Source organism: Sulfurovum sp. XGS-02 (genome assembly GCF_023213175.1).
Lineage (GTDB): Bacteria > Campylobacterota > Campylobacteria > Campylobacterales > Sulfurovaceae > Sulfurovum.
The window spans coordinates 874,436-894,483 of sequence record NZ_CP093312.1; the positions used below are offsets into that span (position 1 = coordinate 874,436).

Below are 20,048 nucleotides of genomic sequence, written 5' to 3' on the forward strand. Positions count from 1 at the left end.
TATGAAAAAGAAAGTATTAGTCGGTATGAGTGGAGGTGTAGACTCCACGGTGACATCCATACTCTTACAAAAAGAGGGGTATGAAGTTGAAGGTGTCTATATGAAGCTCCATCAGAAACCAGGGTATCATGAAGAGAATTTTGCCAAAGCACAAAGAGTAGGTGAATACCTGGGTGTAAAGGTACACTTCCTGGACCTGAGTGAAGAGTTTGATAAGCAGGTTTATAACTATTTTGTAGACAGTTATAAACAGGGACTGACACCAAACCCCTGTGTCATGTGCAACCGTACTATCAAGTTTGGAAAGATGGTTGAGTTTGCAGACAGTATCGGTGCGGATCATGTCGCGACAGGACACTATATCAAATGTGACGGTGAGTTCATCTATGCAGCAGATGACCCGAACAAAGACCAGAGTTATTTCCTTTGTGAAGTAAAAAAAGAGGTTTTGCCTAGATTGCTTTTCCCTCTGGGTACATGGGTGAAAAAAGATGTAAAAGCCTATGCAGCCAATATAGAAGTACTGAAAGATTTTGCCACACAAAGAGAGAGCTCTGAGATCTGTTTTGTGGAAAATACCTACGATGAAGTCTTGGCAAAACATATGGATATCGATATGCCTGGTGAGACAGTAGATACTGAAGGAAACGTGGTCGGTACACACAAAGGATATATGCATTACACGATAGGAAAACGTCGAGGTTTCTTTGTTGATGGTGCACATGACCCACACTTCGTACTTGACATTAAACCTGAAACGAATCAGATCGTTGTAGGTACCAAGGAAAAACTCGAAGAGCATGAGTTTGAAGTCAAACATATCAACCTTTTTAAAGATCTTACAGAGTTTGATTGCATGGTGAAAGTGCGTTACCGTACCACTGCAGTACCTTGTCATGTGAGCATCAGTGACGGTAAAGCCAAAGTAGTGTTAGAAGAGCCTGTCTTTGGACTGGCAAAAGGACAGATCGCTGCATTTTATGAAGATGACAAGTTGATCGGTGGCGGAGTAATCTGTTAAAAATTAAGATGAAGTGGTGTAGAATATCATTCGCTTTATATTAAGGAATATTAAATGAAAATATTCAGGGTATGATTGAGATAAAATCTTCTGTATTTTCATTTAACGATTTTGGATATAATGGATTAATTCACTTTAAGTAGGATGCTTTATGCAACAATTTGACAGAAAAAAATCAGCTTCGTGTAGTTCACACTTTTTTATCATATTATTGATACCTTTTCTTTTTTTAGTAGGATTGGTAGTTGCGTATTTGGGTATTATCCCTGTTAATGTAGAGACGCATACATTGGGTATCGTGGCATTTATATTTGTCGTATTTGTCTCGTTTGTACGACATAATGCAAATTATGCAGTGTGCCATATGAGAGGGTCATTTGCCAACATGGAAGAGAACCTGCAGGCAGCCTTACGTGAAAATGCATTAACGATCATGGGTAAGACCAAATCTACCTTACATATCAAAGAGTTTATCACTGAGTACTATGAGGATATCCGTAATGACAACTTTGCACGTGTAGCACCCTCTGTTTTCCCTATGTTGGGTATCTTGGGTACATTTATCGCTATTGCCCTCTCTATGCCTGACTTTACAGTAAAAGACCTTAGTGCACTTGACCGTGAGATATCTATACTCCTTTCGGGTATAGGTACGGCATTTTATGCATCGATCTACGGTATTATGCTCTCTCTTATCTGGACATACTTTGAAAAAAGAGGTATTGCAAAAGTGGATAAACAGATCTTCGATCTGGAAAAACTGTATGGACAGCGTGTTTGGAAAAGATCGGAGTTGATCAAGCATGAACATATGCAGAGTGAACTTAAAGACCAACAGATCGTTCAGACACTTAAAGAGACATTCAATATGGATTTTATTAAAGAATTGAATGATCAGTATCTTAAAAATTTCACAACGATCGTACATGATACGACAAACAGTTTTACAAAGCTGACCGTACATATGCAGGAGGCCTCTTCAGAATTACGTGATACACTCGAGAACATTCAGAACAGACAATCAAGCGTTGATGCAGTGGCTGCTATGGAAAAAAATATTGAAGGATTTAACCAAAATGCTCAGAACCTTCAAAGATCTATGGAACGTTTTGATGGTTCAGTGGATCATACGTTCGAGAAGATAGATGAAGAGCTGGGACAGGCTGTTACAAAGCTTGCAGAATTTGCACGTATTATCTCTGAACAGAATGAACAGATACTTGAAAACATGGCTCATTTAAAACAGCAAAAAAAGTAAAAAGATGTTTAGAAACGACAAGACGAATGCAGAAAGCAATTTCTGGATATCCTATGCAGACCTGATGGCAGGATTACTTTTTGTTTTCATTTTACTTATTGGTGCAATCGTATCAAAATCTGTGATATTGAAAGCAGATCTGCATACTAAAGAAGAGCGGCTTACAAAACTCTCTGAAACACTTGATGTGAAAGAATATACCTTGGCCAAGTTGAATAATGCTTTGGCAAAAAGTAAAGCACTTATAGCCGAAAAAGAGAAGTTGCTAACCCTTCGAAATGCACGTATTGCCGAAGATGCGATCAAGTTGAGCGAAGCTGAAAAACAACTGCAACTTAAAAATACACGTATTGCAAAAGATCAGCTGCTATTGGCTGAAAATGAAAGAATGTTCAAGCTGCATATCTCTGAAATAGACAAGCTGAATAAACTCTTACTCGAAGCGAATGCCAAACAGGATATGTTGAGCAATAAAATTGTGATCGTCCAAAATATGCTGGATGAAAATAAAGATATATTGAATAAAACAACAAAAAGTTTAAAAGAGTATGAAGGAAAAGTACTCATGCTCTCTAATGACTTGAATGTGACGAAGAATACGGTAAAAATAAAAGATGAAAAACTTTTAACGCTCCTGAATGCTTTGGATGAAAAGAAAACAAAGTATGATGAGCTGGTAGCGAATCTTCAGGCACAAAAGGCGAAGATCAAATCGCTTACAGGTATCAAACTTAAAGTCGTGGCTGCACTAAAAGAGGCCTTGGGTGACAAGATCGACATAGATAAAAGGACCGGCTCGCTCAGATTGGCTTCTAACATACTTTTTGAAAGTGGAGATGCAACATTGAAACCTGAAGCAAAAGTAGAGCTCAAAAAAGCATTTGAAGAGTACATCGGTACTTTGGTTACAAATCCAAGTATCAAGTCTCACCTTGATAAAATTATTATTGAAGGGCATACTGACAGTGTGGGATCATACATCTATAACCTGAATCTTTCGCAAAAACGTGCTCTGGCAGTCATGGAGTATCTGCTGACTTTGAATTTCACGAAAAAGCATAACATTCAACCGCTTATGATCGCTTCGGGGAGAGCATATCAGGATGCTATTATAGTAGACGGTGTAGAAGATAAAGAAGCATCAAGACGTATAGAGATTAAATTTAGACTCAAAAATGAAGATGCCATGCAGGAGATAGAAAAGGTTTTAGATGCGCAGTGATTTTGAGCCCGTATATTTAAAAGAGGCAAATGAAAAACTGGAGAGAGACCTGATATCTTTAAAACGAGATCAAAAAGAGGATAAACACTCTGAAAATGTGAGTGTTCAAACCTCTTTATGGGAAAAGTTTGTAGGTATATTGAAAAAGTTCTATAAATAACTTCAAACTTTTACTACTTCTTCATACATTGTTCTCATATTTCATAGAAATTTCATACAAGTATCGTATAGTATGCTATACTAAAAATATAATGTCAATATTTTACTGAGACAATAGAGGTAATAAAATGGAATTCAATCGTTTTTCAACATTATTAGTGATTGTGGTGATGACTCTTTCCGGCTGTGGCGGTGGGGGCGGATCAACAACAAGTACTGATCCTGTAGTACTGCCAACCGATATAGATGTCAATGTTACTATTACAGGTGACTATCAAGTGGAAAGCCTAGGGACTGCAAATACCATCAATGCGAATGTATCTGTAGGAAATGTAGCGAAAGATCTTTATCTGGTACTTAGTAATAGTGCGACTACTTCTGCTTCTGCAACCATTGCACATAATGCTAAAGTTACAGAAGTACCACAGGCTAAAACTGTTTTATCTACTGATTTAGCAGAAAAACCACGTATTCTCCATCATCCTCAATATGTACAAAATTTTTCAACTAGAATCGGTACAGTACTTACACAAGATCAAATAACTATGTCTTCTTATGAAAAAATTATAACTTCTATAGAGAGACAAGAAGATGTTGTAGGTACTGGACAAAGATTTTATCTGAGTGAAGATACATCTGAATACACTGATGCTACTGCTAGATATGTTTCAGATTTAATACCTACTATCTTTGGAAATAAAAAACTTAATATTTGGGTATCAAATGATAGTTTTGGTGTAGGATGTCCTAAAACAAAATGTGTGACTCAACCTATGGTAGATGCATTAGCAGGTTATTTTTTGTCTGATGGTCTTGAGAATGATATATATGACTGGGTAACAAACATATATGGAGAAGAATGGGGAAGTAACTTAGAAAGTTATTTCATTTCTCAGAATAATGAAATAACTATATTACTTACTGATATACCTAACCCAAGTCCTCCTGTTTATGATACTCCTGATGGTGGTATAATTGGTTTCTTTTATCCGAAAGATAATTATGTAAAAGGTATCTATAATAATGGTACATATGATTTACGAGGATCTAATGAAAGAATAATGTTTTATGCAGATGCTGTAATGTTTGCAAATGAAGATGGTTTATCTTGGGATATAAATGATTCATGGCCTAAAGAGATGGTCTCGACTCTTTCGCATGAGTTTCAGCACATGATCGATTTTTATCAAAAAAATGTTTTACTTGATGTCAATGCTGAGACTTGGATTAAAGAAATGCTTTCTGAAAGTACGGAGGATATTATTGGTACTAAAATTGGACATAGTGTAGAGGGGAGATATCCAATTTTCAATGCCAATAATACGCTCTCATTAACAGAATGGAATAGCCAACTAGCAGATTATGCTAAAGTGAATACATTTGGTGCTTATCTTCTCCGAAACTATGGAGGAGCACAAGTGCTTCATGATATTATGCATAATAGTTTTGATAATGAACAGGCAGTCGTATATGCTGTCAATCAATCTCCTAATGGTTCAGGTAAAACGTTTGCTGATCTGCTTAGCGAGTGGGGTGTTGCCGTGATGCTTTCAGACCATGACAATCTAGTGGATACACCTGAATATAATATCGGTACATTATTTGAGGATGTGTATGGAAGTACAATATATACAATGAATTCTATAAACCTCTTTAACTATATTCCACAGCCGACGCTATATACAACATCTGGTACCGTTCAGCCCCAGGGGAATTACTACTATAAAATTGGGGATAATGTAACGGGTGATATTACTGTCAGTTTAGAGCTGAATGGTCAAACCGAAGCAACATTAATAGCCAAATAGAAGAAGGGTATATATGAAAAAAATATTTATTGTACTGAGTCTTATAGGATTGTTTGTGGGATGTGCACAAGATAATGTGATGGAGCTTGAGGGAAGGGTAGCAGTGAAAGGCTCTGAACCCCATACCTATTTAAGTATTAAAGACAGTAAGAGTCAGCAAAGTTACAAGATACAAAATCAAGCCAAGTTTGATCTGGAAAAAAAACAAAACCAAACCGTTAAAATAAAGGCTGTGCTTATTAAAGAAGCGTTAGGCCCTGGTTTCCCTGCAGTGATAGAAGTTGTAGAAGCCCAATAGACCTTCTACTTGCTCTCTTTCTTTCTCACAATATTTGCTCCCAGTGCAGCAAGTTTCCCTTCCAGGTCATCATATCCACGGTCTAGGTGATAGATACGTCTTACATTGGTCGTACCTTCTGCAACAAGGGCAGCCAAAACGAGTGCAGAAGAGGCTCTGAGGTCTGTTGCCATAACATCTGCTCCATAGAGCTTGTCAACACCTTTTACCGCTGCAGTACTCCCTTTGAGCCAGATATCTGCACCCAGACGGTTGAGTTCACTGACATGCATAAAACGGTTTTCAAAGAGACGCTCCTCTATAAGGCTTTCACCTTCAGCCATGACCGCAAGTGCCATGAATTGTGCTTGCATGTCTGTAGGGAAGCCCGGATACTCCAAGGTGATGAGATTGACAGGTTTGAGATTTGAAGCAGGGTGGATAGTGATACTGTCATCTCCCAGATCAAAGGTACAACCCATATGTTCCAGTTTGTCTATAGATGCGCGTATATGCTTATGGTTTACCTTGTTAAGGGTAATACTTGAATGTGTGATAGCTCCTGCACAAAGGTAGGTCCCTGCCTCTATACGGTCTGGGATGATCTCCACAGTTTTAAATGTAAGAGGTTTCCTGTCCGTACCTTCTATAATAAGCTCATCCGTACCTATACCTTCTATCTTTACGCCAGCATCACGTATCATTTCACAGAGTTGAACCACTTCTGGTTCTTTTGCCGCATTAATGATCGTGGTGGTCCCTTTAGCCAAGGCTGCAGCCATAACGATATTCTCCGTACCGCCTACAGTGATCTTGTCAAAAATGATCTTTGCACCTTGAAGGCCATTGGGTGCTTCCGCACGAACATACCCACCTTTGATCTCTATATGTGCACCCATCTCTTCGAGTGCCTGAAGATGAAGGTCTATAGGACGCTGGCCGATGGCACAACCACCAGGTAAACTCACTTCACATTCACCAAATCTTGCAAGCAGGGGACCCAAAACCAAAATGGATGCTCTCATCTGAGAAACGATCTCATAGACTGCTTTGGTGGAAGTAATCGAACCGTTGTTGATCTTTGCGACCGTATTATCATGTTCAACGTTACCGCCAAGCATCGTTAACAACTTAAGGAGTGTTCGGATATCTACCACATTAGGAAGGTTGGTTAACGTGACTTCTTTGTCACTGAGTATAGTTGCAGCTATGATAGGAAGGGCAGCATTCTTAGCACCACTGATCGTAATATTTCCACTTAACTTGCTACCACCTACTATCTCTAAATAATCCATCCATTATATCCTCAAATAATATTTGAAAGATTTTACCTAAAACTCGATTAGAAGTGGGCTATTAGGTGAAACAGCACTTTTTATGCTAATTAATATTAGTCCATTTCTCCCCTTTTAAATTAAAAAATAGGAAAATTAATATTATTCACTATAATTTAATCTAGCTATAACAAGAAGTTCTGTACTATATTTACTAATATATACTCAAAAAGGGCTACAGGCCCACATTTTAAGGGAAAAGAATGTCGAGTAGTTTAGATAAATTAAGGGCGCTTACGAGTCGCTTGGAAGATAAAATCGAAGAAAAAGAAAAAAAGTCTTCGGTAATATCTTCCGAGCACAAAGAAGTGCCAAAAACTAAAACGAAACCACCGGTAAAAACTGTGCGTAAAGCTGATAAGAACTGTGACAATGTTCGCGAAGAGAATATAGTGCGGGTTAAAGAGCTTTATGAAAAACTCAAAATATTTGAGAAGTCTCCAGACTTTGATAAGGTCTTTATGTATAAGGCCATGAACCTCTCTGGTATTGGTTTGAAAGAAGATGATTTTGGAGAAGTACGTGAAGGTAAATATATCCAGGTCATTGCTATCACTTATGAACCAGACAAGCATGGTAAAAAGAAAGCGAAGAATATCTCTTTAGGATATTTCGGTAAAGCCGAGACACTGGAGAATAAACGTAAAAATGAGATCATTGAATTTGTTTTACGTTGGCGTTATGAAAAAGCCTTTCAAAACGTGGAGCACTATAAAGATCTTATATCACGTGTTGAAATACCATCTGATACGCTCTTTTAAAATTTAGGGAATTTTCATTTCCCTAACGCTTCACTAATCAAAAATTTGCTACAATCAACTTATAATTTTATTACTTAGGATTGTTATGCATCTCGATCTTACACCAGAAGCACTGTTGGCACAGCTTGGTTATACAAAAACGGAACAAACACTCAAACAGATCAATGATATTATCGGAAATACAAAGAACTTTGACAAGTTTTCACAGCATATTCCATCATTCAATGATGCCTTGGCTGTCGAAAAAGGTTTTATTGCTATGTCCAACTCGGAAGCGCATTTAAAGATCAAATGTGACGAAGATACAGGAGCAGATAACCTTTCTGCATTTACAGAATTGGTAAAACATTGGGCCGATAAATATAAATTAGAACTCAAACAGGTAGACAATAAGAATACTTACTACATTATCGGTCAGAAATAATTGCCTTTATCCTCTCTTAATGACGAGCAGCTTAGTGCTGCTACGGCACCCCTAGGACACAATCTTATCATTGCCAGTGCAGGTACGGGGAAAACCTCTACTATCGTAGGACGTATCGCACATCTTTTACATCAGGGTACTGAACCTTCCAAGATACTGCTTTTAACGTTTACCAATAAAGCGGCAGGAGAGATGATCGCACGTCTTGAACGTTATTTCCCTAAAAAGATCGTATCGAAAATAGAATCCGGCACTTTCCATGCAGTCTCGTACCGCTGGCTTAAAGAGATCTATCCGAATTTGGCATTGAAACAACCTTCCGAGCTCAAGACACTCTTTAGAAGCATCTATGAAAAACGTAATTTTGAGCGTATGAACCTGAGTATGCAGCCTTTTTCAGCTACCTACCTCTATGAGATGTACTCTTTGTATCAAAATGCGTCCCTGGAAGGCTTTGACAAGTGGTTTTTGGAAAAATATCCTGAGCATGAACTTGTCATGGATATCTATATGGATATCACGCAAGAGTTTGAAAAAGAGAAGATAGACTACGGTTTTGCTTCTTTTAATGACTTGTTGCTGCGTATGAAAAGTCATCTGGAAGAACATACGATACATTTTGAAGAGGTACTGGTGGATGAGTATCAGGATACGAATACTCTTCAAAGTGCGCTTATCGATGTATTAAAACCAAAATCCCTTTTTTGTGTAGGGGATTATGATCAGAGTATCTATGCATTCAATGGGGCCAATATTGAGAACATTGCGACGTATTCAAAACGTTATAAAGATGCCAATGTCTTTACACTGAAAACAAATTATCGTTCGACAGCTCCCATACTCTCTTTGGCAAACCGTGTAATAGAAAGAAATGAGCGTATCTACCCTAAAAAACTGGAAGTGGGCCGTGATGTGAAGAGTTATCCACCTAAACTCTTGATGTATAATGATCTTTTTGAACAGTACCAGTCCATTGCAGAAAATATCAAACGTACCCATGTACCTAATGACCAGATAGCCGTTGTTTTCAGAAACAATTCATCAGCCGATGGTGTGGAGGCAAGCCTTCGTGAGTATGGTATCCCTTGCAAGCGTAAAGGCGGGACGAGTTTTTTCGATACGAAAGAGATAAAGTTTTTACTGGATCTTTTGGCACTACTTGTCAATCCGAAAGATATGATGGCGTTTATTCATGTGTTTGAATATGCTAGAGGTGTCGGATCTGCACTCTCCAAAGAGTTTTTCCAGTGTTTCCTTCATTTTGGGCAGGGAAATTTTATGCAAGGGGTACTCTACCCGAAGGTGCATGATCTGCCGAAGCTCAACCCTAACAAAAATGTTCAGTTGGGTCTCTTTGATGATGACCAGGAGATAGGATCTGCAGCGAGATTTAAACATATGGATCTCGATAGTTCCCTCTACAACCATCCATTGCTTAAAAATGCAAAACTTACAAATGACGGTATGGCGTTTTTTAAAGACTTTTATATGCTGATGAAGTCTGTACACAGTCTGGAGAAACCTTCTGATATTTTAAAGAATATTATTGCTTCGAAACTCTATGCAGGAATCATAGAACTCTTAGCAACGCAAAGAGGACGATTGAAGTCCGGTGAAGTGGATGAAGAGAAGAAAAAACAGGCCAAAGAACGGATACAGAGAAAGGCCCATCTTCTACTGGACCTTTCACGCCAGTATAATGAGTTGGCACGTTTTGTCAATGCGATGGTACTGGGTGGAAATGAACTCAGCGAAGGGGAGGGGATCAACCTGCTGACCGTCCATGCAAGTAAAGGACTGGAATTCCCCGAAGTCTATGTCATTGACCTTGTGGATGGAAGATTCCCTAACAGAAAGATGATGTCAAGCATTGAAGAGGAGCGTCGGTTGTTCTATGTTGCCGTGACACGTGCCAAAGACAGACTTTATCTCTCGTTGGCGAAATTTGACAGGGTGAAAAAGATAGACTACAAACCTTCACAGTTTCTGCATGAGGCAGGACTTATTAAAGGGGAATTCGTAGAACCTGAGACTAAAGAGAAAAAAGAGAAGAAAGAACCAGCGGTTTAGCGGTATCTTTTATCTCTGATACTCATCTGTTTCGTACTTTCATCCACGTAGACATCAAAGAGGTCGATCTCATCTATCAGGTTACTGAGCTTCTTGTATCCGAAGTTGATAGGAGAAAAGGAGGTGGAGTTGTTAATATATTGGCCTATATCGGCAAGATTCGCCCATCCATCCTCATCCATGGTCTGTTCCACCGCTGTTCTTAGTACATTGACCAGCCAGGTATCTGCACGCATCTCTTTACCTGATTGGCGTACAGGTGCCTGCATCACATCAACGCTCTCTGTACTATGTTCCCTGTTTGACATAAGCTTTTCAGTAAAGATGAACTGTGAACATGCTGCCATGAACGGTTTGGGTGTTTTCTTCTCTCCAAACCCATAAACTTTGATCCCCTCTGCTTGTACACGCATCACTACAGGGGTAAAGTCAGAGTCACTTGTTGCAAATGCAAAGGCATCGATATCTTTAGTATGAAGCAGATCTATGGCATCTATGGTCATCAGGATATCGGTGGCATTTTTGTTTTTAGAGTAGTCGAACTGCTGTATGGGTTTAATGGCGAACTCTAAGAGTTTCTCTTCCCAGTTCTTGAGGTTGTCTTTCGTCCAGTTACCGTAGGCATGGCGTATATTTACGATACCATATTTACTAAGCTCATTAATGATACCTTCTATAGAACGATGTGATATGTTATCGCAGTCTATAAATAATGCAATGTGATCTTCTGTTTTACTTTTTGCCATATTTATCCTTTGGGTTTTAGACTGACCTGAATCAATTCAGTGACTTAAACGGGTCTATAATAGGTCATGGTACTGCGGCCGAACTTTTTACGTTTCATCAACTTCAAAGCACCGATCTTCTCTGGCATATCCAGGCTTGACATATGCTCGACAATGACCATTTCAGCCACTTCAGGCTCAATACCTTCTATCAGTGCAATGGTTTTATCATAGACATCATCCATACCATCACGTGTGGAGAAGGGAGGATCAAAATAAAAATAGGTCTTCTCCTTGCTCTGTTTGACTATATCATAGACAGTGGAGAACTTTTCAAAACTGTCACCATAGAAAAGATGGCACTTCGAGGGATCGACACGTTTTACATTGCCTTCGAGACAACGAAACGCGGTTCTGTTATACTCCATAAAATAACACTGTCCTGCACCGCGGCTTAATGCTTCCAGACCTATAGAGCCTGAACCGGCAAAGACTTCAACAAAGTTCTTGTCGATAATATCAAATTGTAAGGTATTAAAAAGGGACTCTTTTAGGATCCCTTTTGAGCTTCGCGTTGTAAAGATATCCGGTATTTCTATCTTTTTGCCTTTATGTTTGCCCGCAGTGATGGTCGTTGTAAATATTTTTATTTTTTCTTTAGATCTCATGGTATGAGTGTATCTAAATATGCGTTAAAAATTGACTATGGTTTGCAGTGTATTGATCAACTTACTCTCTTCTTTGATATCCGCACGTTCTTTCCCCGGTTCAGTACTGGTAATGATAGTGCGGGCAGTGATGAGTTTGGTAGTATCTTTTTTACGTATGCCCCAGTAGGTATGCATAATGACAGGCTCCCCTTTATACTCACCCAGGTAGAGTACGACATGTCCGGGAACATAGAGTAAAGATCTAAAAGGCTCAGCATCTTTGATGATCTTCTTCTTTTTTGTCAATTTTGTGAGACCTTTTATAGAGATACTCTCTCCATCTTCCGCCTGTTTACTGGAGTTTCGGCGCAGAAAGATGCCAAATGCCCCTAAAAAGTCTCGGGTCGTTGCAGAACAGTCACGGCACTCATAACTTCCGCCCCATCCATACGGTTCGCCATAAAACTCTTTGGCCAGCATTCCGACATTCTTGGCAGTAAAAGGCAGCGGTTTTTTTGCAATGATGGCCGGATTTTTTACATTCACCTTTTCAATATGTGCCCTTCCTTTGGCATCACGTGAAGCTACCAGATACTTTTGATCTTCAGAAATAGGGAAGAGCGCACCGAGTTTAACGATGGAGATATCTTTAACGCCGTTGTAAAGACGAAGATTGTCTTTGATCACCATAGCATACGTATCATTTTTAAATGTTTTGATGAAATCAGCACTTACCAGTGCCAGGTCAGACGTTTTTACCCAGCCAAAAGCGTAGGATGCCCTTACAAAGGCCCATCGTTTATCCTTGGAAAAATGGGAGATGTAAAGGGGCACATTAATGTGCAGCGCAGAATTTTGGTTATAGTCAAAAGGGAATCCTTCCCCGGTTTTTTTTGGGTCTCTAAAGAACGCAGAGGAGGTAGGAAGCGCTTTGACATTGGTACGGCGTACCGTAATGGCTTTATATTTTTTTGTATCAATGTTGTCGTAGTTAGCATTCTCTATCCATTTGTTGTAGACTTTGGCAGGTATGATGGCCCCTTTGGCTCTATAGATCGGTTTTTTTGTGATAAACCTGATCTCCCAGCCAAAATCTTTTTTAGGGATATCCAACGCACGTAAACGCCATGGTTCGAAGTATTTTTCGTTAAACTTTGTATCGAACTCTCTTTGTTTCTCTTTGGAAAATGGTTTGATCTGATCCGCATAATATGCAGGGTCCTGAGGGATATGCTTCATATCTGCCACCCTGTTTTTAGGCATACGGTCTATTTTACTTTTTATCCGTTTACTCTCTTTGAGCAGGTACTCAGCATGTAGGCTGGTAAATGAGCCAAGAAGAAGCAGGAGAAGGGTTAACTTTCGATACATTTTTTCTTTCTTTTTTGTTTTATCATAGGATAGTTTGGTTAATAGTTGGTTTATAAGTTGTCCAGTTATTAACCTTTTGGAGGATGAGAATTTTTACTGTCTCTTTTACGTCTTTTCCGTTTTCGCTCTCTATTTTCGGTATGTACGGACTTCACCCAGAGTCTGTTAAGGACCACATAGATAATACCCGTAACAACGATGGAGTAAAATGCAGTTCCTACATAGAGCGGAACCAGTATATCATCAAAATGTTCACTGAACCATGACATGGTCAACTCTATATCTTCGAGACCTTCGCGTCCCAGGATAAAGTTTCCCGTAAGGTACTCCATATAATACATAGGTGGCATGGTAAAAGGATTGCTCAGCCAAACCATGGAGATCGCTATGGGTACGTTAAACCGGATAAAAGGCGTGGTAGCCATAACAGCCAGCATTTGCATAGGCATAGGGATAAATCCCCAAAAAAGCCCTATAGCAACACCTCTGGTCACCATCCGTCTGTTTACAGCAAAATAGGCTTTGGGTAAATTGTATTTTTCCAAAAATGCATCTAGTTTAGTGCTGCCAGAGGGCTTTTTTTTAAAAACTTTTCGTATCATTTATATTTATAGTTCCAATTAGTATCTGGCTTAGTGTAATACCGGAGAGCTTTAAATCACCTTTTTATCAACTTTTGTGTAAAATACGCGTAATAAAATAGTCACAAAGGTACAATTATGAGTGGATATATGATTTTTTCCGGGACATCAAACCCTGAACTCGCTGAAGAGATAGCAGCTTATTTGGAGATGCCTCTTTCCAAGGCGAATATTAACCGTTTCTCTGATGGTGAGATCTCTGTACAGATCGCAGAGAGTGTACGTGGTAAAGATGTATTTATCATTCAACCTACATCTGCACCTGCGAACAGTAACCTGATGGAGCTTCTTATTATGACCGATGCATTGAAGCGTTCTTCTGCAAAGTCTATTACGGCTGTTGTACCTTATTACGGTTATGCAAGACAAGATAGAAAAGCTGCACCGAGAGTACCTATCTCAGCGAAGCTTGTAGCAAACCTTATGGAGACTTCAGGTATCACTCGTATGGTCACGGTGGATCTTCATGCTTCTCAGATTCAAGGATTTTTTGATATCCCTGTCGACAACCTGTACGGTGCTATTTTATTTATGGACTACATTCGAGCTAAAAATTTTGAAAACCCTGTGATCGCCTCTCCGGATATAGGTGGTGTGGCAAGGGCAAGATACTTTGCCAATAAACTGGGTCTGGATATGGTGATCGTTGATAAAAGACGTGAAAAAGCCAATGAGAGTGAAGTGATGAATATCATTGGTAATGTGGAAGGCAAAGATGTGATCCTCATCGATGATATGGTGGATACCGCAGGAACGATGGTGAAAGCTGCCTCTGCACTCAAAAAACTCGGTGCTACTTCAGTCATGGCATGTTGTACGCACCCAGTACTTTCTGGACCTGCCTATGAGCGTATAGAAGAGGGAGATCTTGATGAACTTGTGGTTGCCAATACGATCCCTATGGCAAAACCGTCTAAAAAGATCAAAATGCTTTCCACGGCATCTATGTTGGGTGAAGTGATCCGTAGAGTACATAACAACGAGAGTGTAAACTCTCTGTTTGAAACGAACTAGTAAGTAAGAATACAAGGAATGTAATGGCCAAACCAGTACCACAGGAAAATATACGTAATTTTTCTATTATCGCACATATCGACCATGGAAAGTCAACACTTGCAGACCGTATCATACAGGAGTGTGGGGCGGTTTCAGACAGAAAGATGTCTGCACAAGTGATGGATACGATGGATATAGAAAAAGAACGTGGTATTACCATCAAAGCACAATCTGTACGTCTTGATTATGTAAAAGATGGTGAACATTACATCCTCAACCTCATAGACACTCCGGGCCATGTGGATTTCTCTTATGAAGTCAGCCGCTCTTTGGCATCATGTGAAGGTGCTCTTCTGATCGTAGATGCGGCGCAGGGAGTGGAAGCACAAACGATCGCCAATGTTTATATCGCAATAGAAAATGACCTGGAACTTTTACCGGTAGTAAACAAGATCGACCTTCCAGCTGCCGATCCTGACAGGGTATTGACTGAACTTGAAGAGGCTATAGGTATTGATGCGACCGAACATAATCTTGTTTCAGCCAAGACCGGTGTGGGTGTGAAAGAACTTATAGACAGTATCGTGGACCGGATCCCTGCACCAAAAGGTGATGAAAATGCACCGGCTAAAGCACTTATTTACGATAGCTGGTTTGACAATTATCTGGGTGCATTGGCATTGGTACGTGTCTTTGAAGGAAGTATTAAAAAGAGACAAAATATCAGGATTATGGGAACGAAAGAGGAACATCAAGTACTTGATCTGATGTATCCTAACCCTATCGCACCGATAAAAACGGATGAGATCCGTACCGGTGAAGTGGGTATCGTTGTAACGGGTCTAAAAACAGTGGAAGGACTGCAGGTAGGTGATACCATTACCGATGCAAAAAATCCTACGGCTGAAGCCATTGGAGGTTTTGAACCTGCCAAACCGTTTGTATTTGCAGGTATCTATCCAATAGAAACTGACAAATTTGAAGACCTGCGTGATGCACTGAACAAACTTAAACTCAATGACTCCTCTTTGAGCTTTGAACCTGAGAGTTCTATGGCACTGGGTTCCGGGTTCAGAACAGGTTTCCTGGGAATGCTGCACATGGAAGTAGTAAAAGAGCGTTTGGAGCGTGAGTTTAACCTTGAACTCATCGCAACTGCACCTACGGTTGTCTATAAGGTCAAACTGACAAACGGTACTGAACTTGAGATACAAAATCCAAGCGAGCTTCCTGAAGTACAAAAGATAGATACGATCTACGAACCTTATGTAAAGGCAACCATATTAACACCTCAGGAGTATGTGGGTAATCTTATCAAACTTCTGAATGACCGTCGTGGTATCCAGGTGAAGATGGACTACCTGAATGAGACACGTGTGCTTATGGAGTATGATATCCCTATGAATGAGATCGTAATGGACTTTTATGACAAACTCAAGTCTATCACCAAAGGGTATGCAAGTTTTGATTATGAACCTGTAGGATTTAGACCAGGTAACCTTGTGAAACTTGACATACGTGTTGCAGGAGATATCGTTGATTCACTCTCGATCATCGTCCCTGAAGAGAAAGCTCGTACAAGAGGACTTGCTTTTGTTGCGCAGCTGAAAGAGCTTATCCCGAGACAGCTTTTTGAAGTGGCTATCCAGGCGAGTATAGGAAACAATATCATTGCACGTTCGAATGTGAAATCGATGGGTAAAAATGTGACGGCAAAGTGTTATGGTGGAGATATCACACGTAAAAGAAAGCTTTTAGAGAAACAAAAAGCTGGGAAAAAACGTATGAAGTCCATCGGTTCTGTGGAAGTACCACAAGAAGCATTTATGGCTGTATTGAAGTTAGACAGCTAATGACACTCATTCCTCTGGAAGAAGACCAAGAGACTATCGCCGGACGTTTCAGAAAAGCACACTCTTTTGCTTTTTTGAACGAAGGTGATCTCACTGTGAAGAAAAATCCCCATAAAACATCAAAATCACCAGAGTTTTTTGAATATTTTAAAACATTGAACATAGATAGGCTCTATATCAAAGAACTAGGGTACAAAACTTTTCTGAAACTTTTGGCACTGGGTGTAGAAGTCTATCTGGTACAAGAGGTAGACAGATTGGATGATATCAAGTCTGATAGATTGCTTTTTTTAGATAGGGATAATGCAAAAGAACATTGTTCGTTAGGACATCATAAGAAAGAGGCAGGAAAATAGTGGGCTGGGCATTACACTTACACCTTGTAGCAGCTATTGCATGGATAGGCGGTGCATTTTTTATGTTCATGCTGGGTGTGAGCCTTAGAAAAAAAGAGGATCAGGATGCTGTATATCCTCGTATCGGTCCTATCTATGGGTATTTTGAAACTGCGGCACTGATCATTCTTCTTAGCACAGGATATAGCATGATATCCAGTAATGGTCTGTTGGATATACTTTTTTCAAACCTCTCCAATGAAGTGATTGATGCATTACGTATGAAGCTTTACATAGTAGCCGTGATTGTTGTGCTTACAGTGATACATATGACTATTTCTTTGATGACACTACATACTGAGAAAACACCATTGCAACGCCTTTTCTCCAAAGGTTCATCAATGGGTATATTTCTTTTAAACCTCATAGTACTGCATTATGCCATGGTACTCCGAGATATCCTTTAATCTTCTCCCTCACCTGTATTTTCTTTTGAACTGACATTTTTAGACTACTAAATGTATCGTATATTTCATATACACCTAAAATATCAAGCAAGGAGTGAGTATGAAAGTGGTATTGAGTATTGCCAGTTCTGATAGCAGTATAGTGCAGGTATTCAAGCCGATCTAAAGATATTTGAAGCATTAGAAGCTAAATCAGCGCTTATGGATGTTATACTAAAAGTAACATTGGAATGTTTTGATAAAAATTACAGTTCAAATTATGCACACTCTTTGTCTATTTTGGAACTTCTTAGAAAGGTAGGCATTACATCATTGGATGATGAGAGATTTAAAACCGCTTTTTTACAGTAAAGGGTGACTTATGAAAATAGCCGTATCAGGATGTTTGCTAGGGGAAGAAATACGTTTTAACGGTGGGCACAGTCAGGATCGATTTGTGACTCAAAGTTTAGGAGAGTATGCCCAGTTCGTTTCATTTTGTCCCGAACATTTAGCATTCGGTACTCCTAGATCAACGGTAAGACTGGTAGAAGATGAGAATGACGGCTATTACATTCAAAGTAGTGATGGAGAGGTAGATGTTATGGATAAACTCCTGCATACAAATAACATTGAACTTCAGAAAATTCAGAATGAACCTATACGAGGTATCATATTTAAGTCAAAATCCCCTAGTTGTGGACTGGGAAGTGCTTTGATCTATAGAACAAACGGTTACTCTAAAGAGAAAGATGACGGCCTTTTTGTAAAGATGTGCAAAGAGCGTTTTCCTTTATTGCCCATGGAAGAGGAAGGAAGACTGAATGACCCCTGGTTGCGAGAGAACTTCATCATGCAGCTTTTTGCTTATGATGATTTTGAAAACTTTAAGGCTTCAAAACCTACCATGAAAGACCTTGTTGCGTTCCATCAGTCATACAAATTTATGCTTCAGGCAAAAGATGAGGTGATGTATCGGCGGTTGGGGCGGATCGTAGGCAACCATGACAAGCTTTCATTTGATGAGATATTGAAAAAATATGAGCATGTCTTTAAAACTATTATCGCAGAAAAAAGCTCCATCGCTAAAAACAGAAATGTCCTTGAACACATGGCAGGATTTGTGAAAGATAAAATCTCCAAGGTGGAAAAAGAGATGCTTCATGAGCAGATCCACGACTATGCAAACAAAATTGTCCCGCTTATCGCACCATTAAGCAGACTTCATATGTTCGCTAAAAAATATAGTGTAGAGTATCTATTGAATCAAAAGTTCTTACATCCATATCCTAAAGAGCTTGCTTTACGTTCAGATATAAAGAGTGGGAAATGAAGCGGGTTCTTTGGTTTCGGCGTGATCTGAGAGTAGAAGACAATCCATTGTTCTCATTGGATGGAGAAGTCCTGCCTGTTTTTGTCTTCGATACACAGATACTCAATGCACTTCCTGAAGATGATAAGAGAGTCAGCTTCATTTTTGACAGGGTGCTTAAACTTAAAAAGTCACTGCAAGCCAAAGGGTTGGAGCTCAAAATATTCTGGGGGGACCCTGTAGAGATATTTAAAGTATTTGAGGTACAAGGCTTTGATGAGGTGGTTGCCAGCGGTGATTATGATGCCTATGCCAAAGAACGTGATATCAGGGTTTCTCATCTTCTTCACTTCCGTTATATGCATGATACCTATATCTTTAAACCAACAGAGATACTCAAAGACGATGGTACCCCTTATCTGGTCTTTACCCCTTATTACAACAAGGCTAAAACACTTTTTTCTAAAGAGCATATTCAGAAGTACACTTTTGGAGAGCATTCGCTCTATAAGACTTCATATGAAGGAATCACCAAAATTGATAAGGATAAAGAGGAGATCCTGCCTTTAGATATTAAATCGATCGGGTTCAGAGAAAACCTTCCCAAGATCGATCAGGTCGAAACGAAATTAAAAGCGCTGAAAGAGAATCTACCCATTTATGCAAAAGAGAGGGATTTCCTTGACAAAGAGGCCACCTCACATCTCAGTATCGATCTTCGTTTTGGTACGATCTCTATTCGAAGTCTCTTATGCTTTTTGGCCGAGCAGAAAAAAAGTGGTGTGGATACGGAACCTTTTTTCAGACAACTCATTTTTCGTGACTATTATGCGTATCTGCTCTTTCATTTTCCGACCCTCGCAACACATAATTATAAGTACCGTTTTAATGGGTTGGAAGATCAAGAAAAATACAGTGCATTCTGTGAAGCAAGAACAGGTGTGCCTGTAGTAGATGCAGGGGTAAGAGAATTGTTGCAAACGGGGTTGATGCATAATCGTGTACGGATGATCTGTGCTTCATTCTTTACCAAAGACCTGCTCTTGCCATGGCAATGGGGCGAAAGTTTTTTTGCAAAGTATCTGTTGGATTATGACGCAGCATCCAACATACTCTCTTGGCAATGGAGTGCAGGTACGGGTATAGACCCTCAGCCATATTTTCGTATCTTCAATCCCTATCTGCAGAGCAAAAAATTTGATAAAGGGACAGAGTATATCAAGAAGTGGATACCGGAACTCAGAGAGGTAGATGCAAAAAAGCTTCATGATGAGAGCTATTTGCTAAACTATAGTATTGAAAACTATCCAAAGCCGATAGTAGTACATAAAGAGGCTTCACAAAATGCTTTGGCATATTTTAAACAGAGACTTTAGGAGATGATC

Annotated in this window: 21 protein-coding genes; 16 read left to right on the top strand and 5 right to left on the bottom strand. The window is 39.5% G+C overall.

Translation table 11 applies throughout. From position 1 onward, the window contains the following. The first annotated feature begins 1 nt into the window (after position 1). The 6 genes from mnmA to MN086_RS04405 all read left to right on the top strand — a co-directional run bounded on the left by mnmA (position 2) and on the right by MN086_RS04405 (position 5,766). Positions 2 to 1,021, top strand: coding sequence for a tRNA 2-thiouridine(34) synthase MnmA (gene mnmA / locus MN086_RS04380; RefSeq protein ID WP_248576842.1), 1,020 nt, complete (start codon positions 2 to 4; stop codon positions 1,019 to 1,021). A 151-nt stretch (positions 1,022 to 1,172) separates the two neighbouring features. Next, on the top strand, positions 1,173 to 2,279 hold the full coding sequence (locus tag MN086_RS04385; RefSeq protein ID WP_248576843.1) for a MotA/TolQ/ExbB proton channel family protein: 1,107 nt from the start codon (positions 1,173 to 1,175) through the stop codon (positions 2,277 to 2,279). A gap of 4 nt (positions 2,280 to 2,283) precedes the next feature. Beyond that, on the top strand, positions 2,284 to 3,501 hold the full coding sequence (locus tag MN086_RS04390; RefSeq protein ID WP_248576844.1) for an OmpA family protein: 1,218 nt from the start codon (positions 2,284 to 2,286) through the stop codon (positions 3,499 to 3,501). Continuing rightward, positions 3,491 to 3,661 (top strand): hypothetical protein, encoded by a 171-nt coding sequence (locus tag MN086_RS04395; RefSeq protein WP_248576845.1) that lies wholly within the window; start codon positions 3,491 to 3,493, stop codon positions 3,659 to 3,661. The genes MN086_RS04390 and MN086_RS04395 overlap by 11 nt, the downstream gene beginning before the upstream one ends. A 127-nt stretch (positions 3,662 to 3,788) precedes the next feature. After that, positions 3,789 to 5,468, top strand: a complete 1,680-nt coding sequence (locus MN086_RS04400; RefSeq protein WP_248576846.1) for a hypothetical protein — start codon at positions 3,789 to 3,791, stop codon at positions 5,466 to 5,468. A 13-nt stretch (positions 5,469 to 5,481) separates the two neighbouring features. Beyond that, entirely contained in the window at positions 5,482 to 5,766 is a 285-nt protein-coding gene (locus MN086_RS04405; RefSeq protein WP_248576847.1) for a hypothetical protein, read from the top strand. A 5-nt stretch (positions 5,767 to 5,771) separates the two neighbouring features. Here the strand turns inward: MN086_RS04405 and murA are convergent, their stop codons facing one another. Further along, the gene (gene murA / locus MN086_RS04410) at positions 5,772 to 7,040 is read right to left on the bottom strand and encodes a UDP-N-acetylglucosamine 1-carboxyvinyltransferase (protein ID WP_248576848.1); all 1,269 of its coding nucleotides are present in this window, start codon (positions 7,038 to 7,040) and stop codon (positions 5,772 to 5,774) included. A gap of 242 nt (positions 7,041 to 7,282) precedes the next feature. Here murA and MN086_RS04415 point away from each other — a divergent pair, with 242 nt between their 5' ends. From MN086_RS04415 to MN086_RS04425, 3 genes are all read left to right on the top strand, one after another. Further along, on the top strand, positions 7,283 to 7,840 hold the full coding sequence (locus MN086_RS04415; protein WP_248576849.1) for a hypothetical protein: 558 nt from the start codon (positions 7,283 to 7,285) through the stop codon (positions 7,838 to 7,840). 85 nt (positions 7,841 to 7,925) lie between these two features. After that, positions 7,926 to 8,264 carry a hypothetical protein gene (locus MN086_RS04420; protein ID WP_248576850.1) on the top strand — a complete coding sequence of 113 codons (339 nt, stop codon included), beginning with the start codon at positions 7,926 to 7,928 and terminating at the stop codon, positions 8,262 to 8,264. Then, positions 8,265 to 10,334, top strand: coding sequence for an ATP-dependent helicase (locus tag MN086_RS04425; protein WP_248576851.1), 2,070 nt, complete (start codon positions 8,265 to 8,267; stop codon positions 10,332 to 10,334). On the opposite strand, the gene MN086_RS04430 is transcribed toward MN086_RS04425, so the two are convergent. The 4 genes from MN086_RS04430 to MN086_RS04445 all read right to left on the bottom strand — a co-directional run bounded on the left by MN086_RS04430 (position 10,331) and on the right by MN086_RS04445 (position 13,682). Further along, a complete protein-coding gene (locus MN086_RS04430) occupies positions 10,331 to 11,080 on the bottom strand; it encodes an NYN domain-containing protein (protein WP_248576852.1) in 750 nt (249 codons plus the stop codon). The genes MN086_RS04425 and MN086_RS04430 overlap by 4 nt on opposite strands. A 44-nt stretch (positions 11,081 to 11,124) precedes the next feature. Beyond that, entirely contained in the window at positions 11,125 to 11,727 is a 603-nt protein-coding gene (gene rsmD / locus MN086_RS04435) for a 16S rRNA (guanine(966)-N(2))-methyltransferase RsmD (RefSeq protein ID WP_248576853.1), read from the bottom strand. A 24-nt stretch (positions 11,728 to 11,751) separates the two neighbouring features. After that, positions 11,752 to 13,080 (bottom strand): SH3 domain-containing protein, encoded by a 1,329-nt coding sequence (locus MN086_RS04440; protein WP_248576854.1) that lies wholly within the window; start codon positions 13,078 to 13,080, stop codon positions 11,752 to 11,754. 68 nt (positions 13,081 to 13,148) lie between these two features. Then, complete coding sequence (locus MN086_RS04445) at positions 13,149 to 13,682, bottom strand: DUF2062 domain-containing protein (protein ID WP_248576855.1); 534 nt, start codon at positions 13,680 to 13,682, stop codon at positions 13,149 to 13,151. A gap of 117 nt (positions 13,683 to 13,799) precedes the next feature. Here MN086_RS04445 and MN086_RS04450 point away from each other — a divergent pair, with 117 nt between their 5' ends. From MN086_RS04450 to MN086_RS04480, 7 genes are all read left to right on the top strand, one after another. Next, positions 13,800 to 14,735: a ribose-phosphate pyrophosphokinase gene (locus MN086_RS04450; RefSeq protein ID WP_248576856.1), complete on the top strand. Its 936-nt coding sequence runs from the start codon at positions 13,800 to 13,802 to the stop codon at positions 14,733 to 14,735. Between the two features lie 23 nt (positions 14,736 to 14,758). Beyond that, the gene (lepA, locus tag MN086_RS04455; RefSeq protein ID WP_248576857.1) at positions 14,759 to 16,570 is read left to right on the top strand and encodes a translation elongation factor 4; all 1,812 of its coding nucleotides are present in this window, start codon (positions 14,759 to 14,761) and stop codon (positions 16,568 to 16,570) included. Then, a complete protein-coding gene (locus tag MN086_RS04460; RefSeq protein WP_248576858.1) occupies positions 16,570 to 16,926 on the top strand; it encodes a hypothetical protein in 357 nt (118 codons plus the stop codon). Before lepA ends, MN086_RS04460 begins: the two co-directional genes overlap by 1 nt. After that, positions 16,926 to 17,372 carry a urate hydroxylase PuuD gene (locus MN086_RS04465; protein WP_248576859.1) on the top strand — a complete coding sequence of 149 codons (447 nt, stop codon included), beginning with the start codon at positions 16,926 to 16,928 and terminating at the stop codon, positions 17,370 to 17,372. The genes MN086_RS04460 and MN086_RS04465 overlap by 1 nt, the downstream gene beginning before the upstream one ends. A 201-nt stretch (positions 17,373 to 17,573) precedes the next feature. After that, positions 17,574 to 17,723: a hypothetical protein gene (locus MN086_RS04470; protein ID WP_248576860.1), complete on the top strand. Its 150-nt coding sequence runs from the start codon at positions 17,574 to 17,576 to the stop codon at positions 17,721 to 17,723. Positions 17,724 to 17,733: 10 nt separating this feature from the next. Then, positions 17,734 to 18,684 carry a DUF523 and DUF1722 domain-containing protein gene (locus tag MN086_RS04475; RefSeq protein ID WP_248576861.1) on the top strand — a complete coding sequence of 317 codons (951 nt, stop codon included), beginning with the start codon at positions 17,734 to 17,736 and terminating at the stop codon, positions 18,682 to 18,684. Next, entirely contained in the window at positions 18,681 to 20,039 is a 1,359-nt protein-coding gene (locus MN086_RS04480) for a deoxyribodipyrimidine photo-lyase (protein ID WP_248576862.1), read from the top strand. The genes MN086_RS04475 and MN086_RS04480 overlap by 4 nt, the downstream gene beginning before the upstream one ends. The last annotated feature ends 9 nt before the right edge of the window (positions 20,040 to 20,048 follow it).

What these genes read in the sequence shown, in the direction of transcription:
- MN086_RS04390 (WP_248576844.1), top strand. Translation starts at nt 2,284, where the DNA reads ATGTTTAGAAACGACAAGACGAATGCAGAAAGCAATTTCTGGATATCC.
- MN086_RS04415 (WP_248576849.1), top strand. Translation starts at nt 7,283, where the DNA reads ATGTCGAGTAGTTTAGATAAATTAAGGGCGCTTACGAGTCGCTTGGAA.
- MN086_RS04400 (WP_248576846.1), top strand. Translation starts at nt 3,789, where the DNA reads ATGGAATTCAATCGTTTTTCAACATTATTAGTGATTGTGGTGATGACT.
- rsmD (WP_248576853.1), bottom strand. Translation starts at nt 11,727, where the DNA reads ATGAGATCTAAAGAAAAAATAAAAATATTTACAACGACCATCACTGCG.
- MN086_RS04475 (WP_248576861.1), top strand. Translation starts at nt 17,734, where the DNA reads ATGAAAATAGCCGTATCAGGATGTTTGCTAGGGGAAGAAATACGTTTT.
- MN086_RS04470 (WP_248576860.1), top strand. Translation starts at nt 17,574, where the DNA reads ATGGATGTTATACTAAAAGTAACATTGGAATGTTTTGATAAAAATTAC.
- MN086_RS04460 (WP_248576858.1), top strand. Translation starts at nt 16,570, where the DNA reads ATGACACTCATTCCTCTGGAAGAAGACCAAGAGACTATCGCCGGACGT.
- MN086_RS04420 (WP_248576850.1), top strand. Translation starts at nt 7,926, where the DNA reads ATGCATCTCGATCTTACACCAGAAGCACTGTTGGCACAGCTTGGTTAT.
- MN086_RS04405 (WP_248576847.1), top strand. Translation starts at nt 5,482, where the DNA reads ATGAAAAAAATATTTATTGTACTGAGTCTTATAGGATTGTTTGTGGGA.
- MN086_RS04385 (WP_248576843.1), top strand. Translation starts at nt 1,173, where the DNA reads ATGCAACAATTTGACAGAAAAAAATCAGCTTCGTGTAGTTCACACTTT.
- MN086_RS04440 (WP_248576854.1), bottom strand. Translation starts at nt 13,080, where the DNA reads ATGTATCGAAAGTTAACCCTTCTCCTGCTTCTTCTTGGCTCATTTACC.
- MN086_RS04445 (WP_248576855.1), bottom strand. Translation starts at nt 13,682, where the DNA reads ATGATACGAAAAGTTTTTAAAAAAAAGCCCTCTGGCAGCACTAAACTA.
- murA (WP_248576848.1), bottom strand. Translation starts at nt 7,040, where the DNA reads ATGGATTATTTAGAGATAGTAGGTGGTAGCAAGTTAAGTGGAAATATT.
- lepA (WP_248576857.1), top strand. Translation starts at nt 14,759, where the DNA reads ATGGCCAAACCAGTACCACAGGAAAATATACGTAATTTTTCTATTATC.
- MN086_RS04480 (WP_248576862.1), top strand. Translation starts at nt 18,681, where the DNA reads ATGAAGCGGGTTCTTTGGTTTCGGCGTGATCTGAGAGTAGAAGACAAT.
- MN086_RS04395 (WP_248576845.1), top strand. Translation starts at nt 3,491, where the DNA reads ATGCGCAGTGATTTTGAGCCCGTATATTTAAAAGAGGCAAATGAAAAA.
- mnmA (WP_248576842.1), top strand. Translation starts at nt 2, where the DNA reads ATGAAAAAGAAAGTATTAGTCGGTATGAGTGGAGGTGTAGACTCCACG.
- MN086_RS04430 (WP_248576852.1), bottom strand. Translation starts at nt 11,080, where the DNA reads ATGGCAAAAAGTAAAACAGAAGATCACATTGCATTATTTATAGACTGC.
- MN086_RS04450 (WP_248576856.1), top strand. Translation starts at nt 13,800, where the DNA reads ATGAGTGGATATATGATTTTTTCCGGGACATCAAACCCTGAACTCGCT.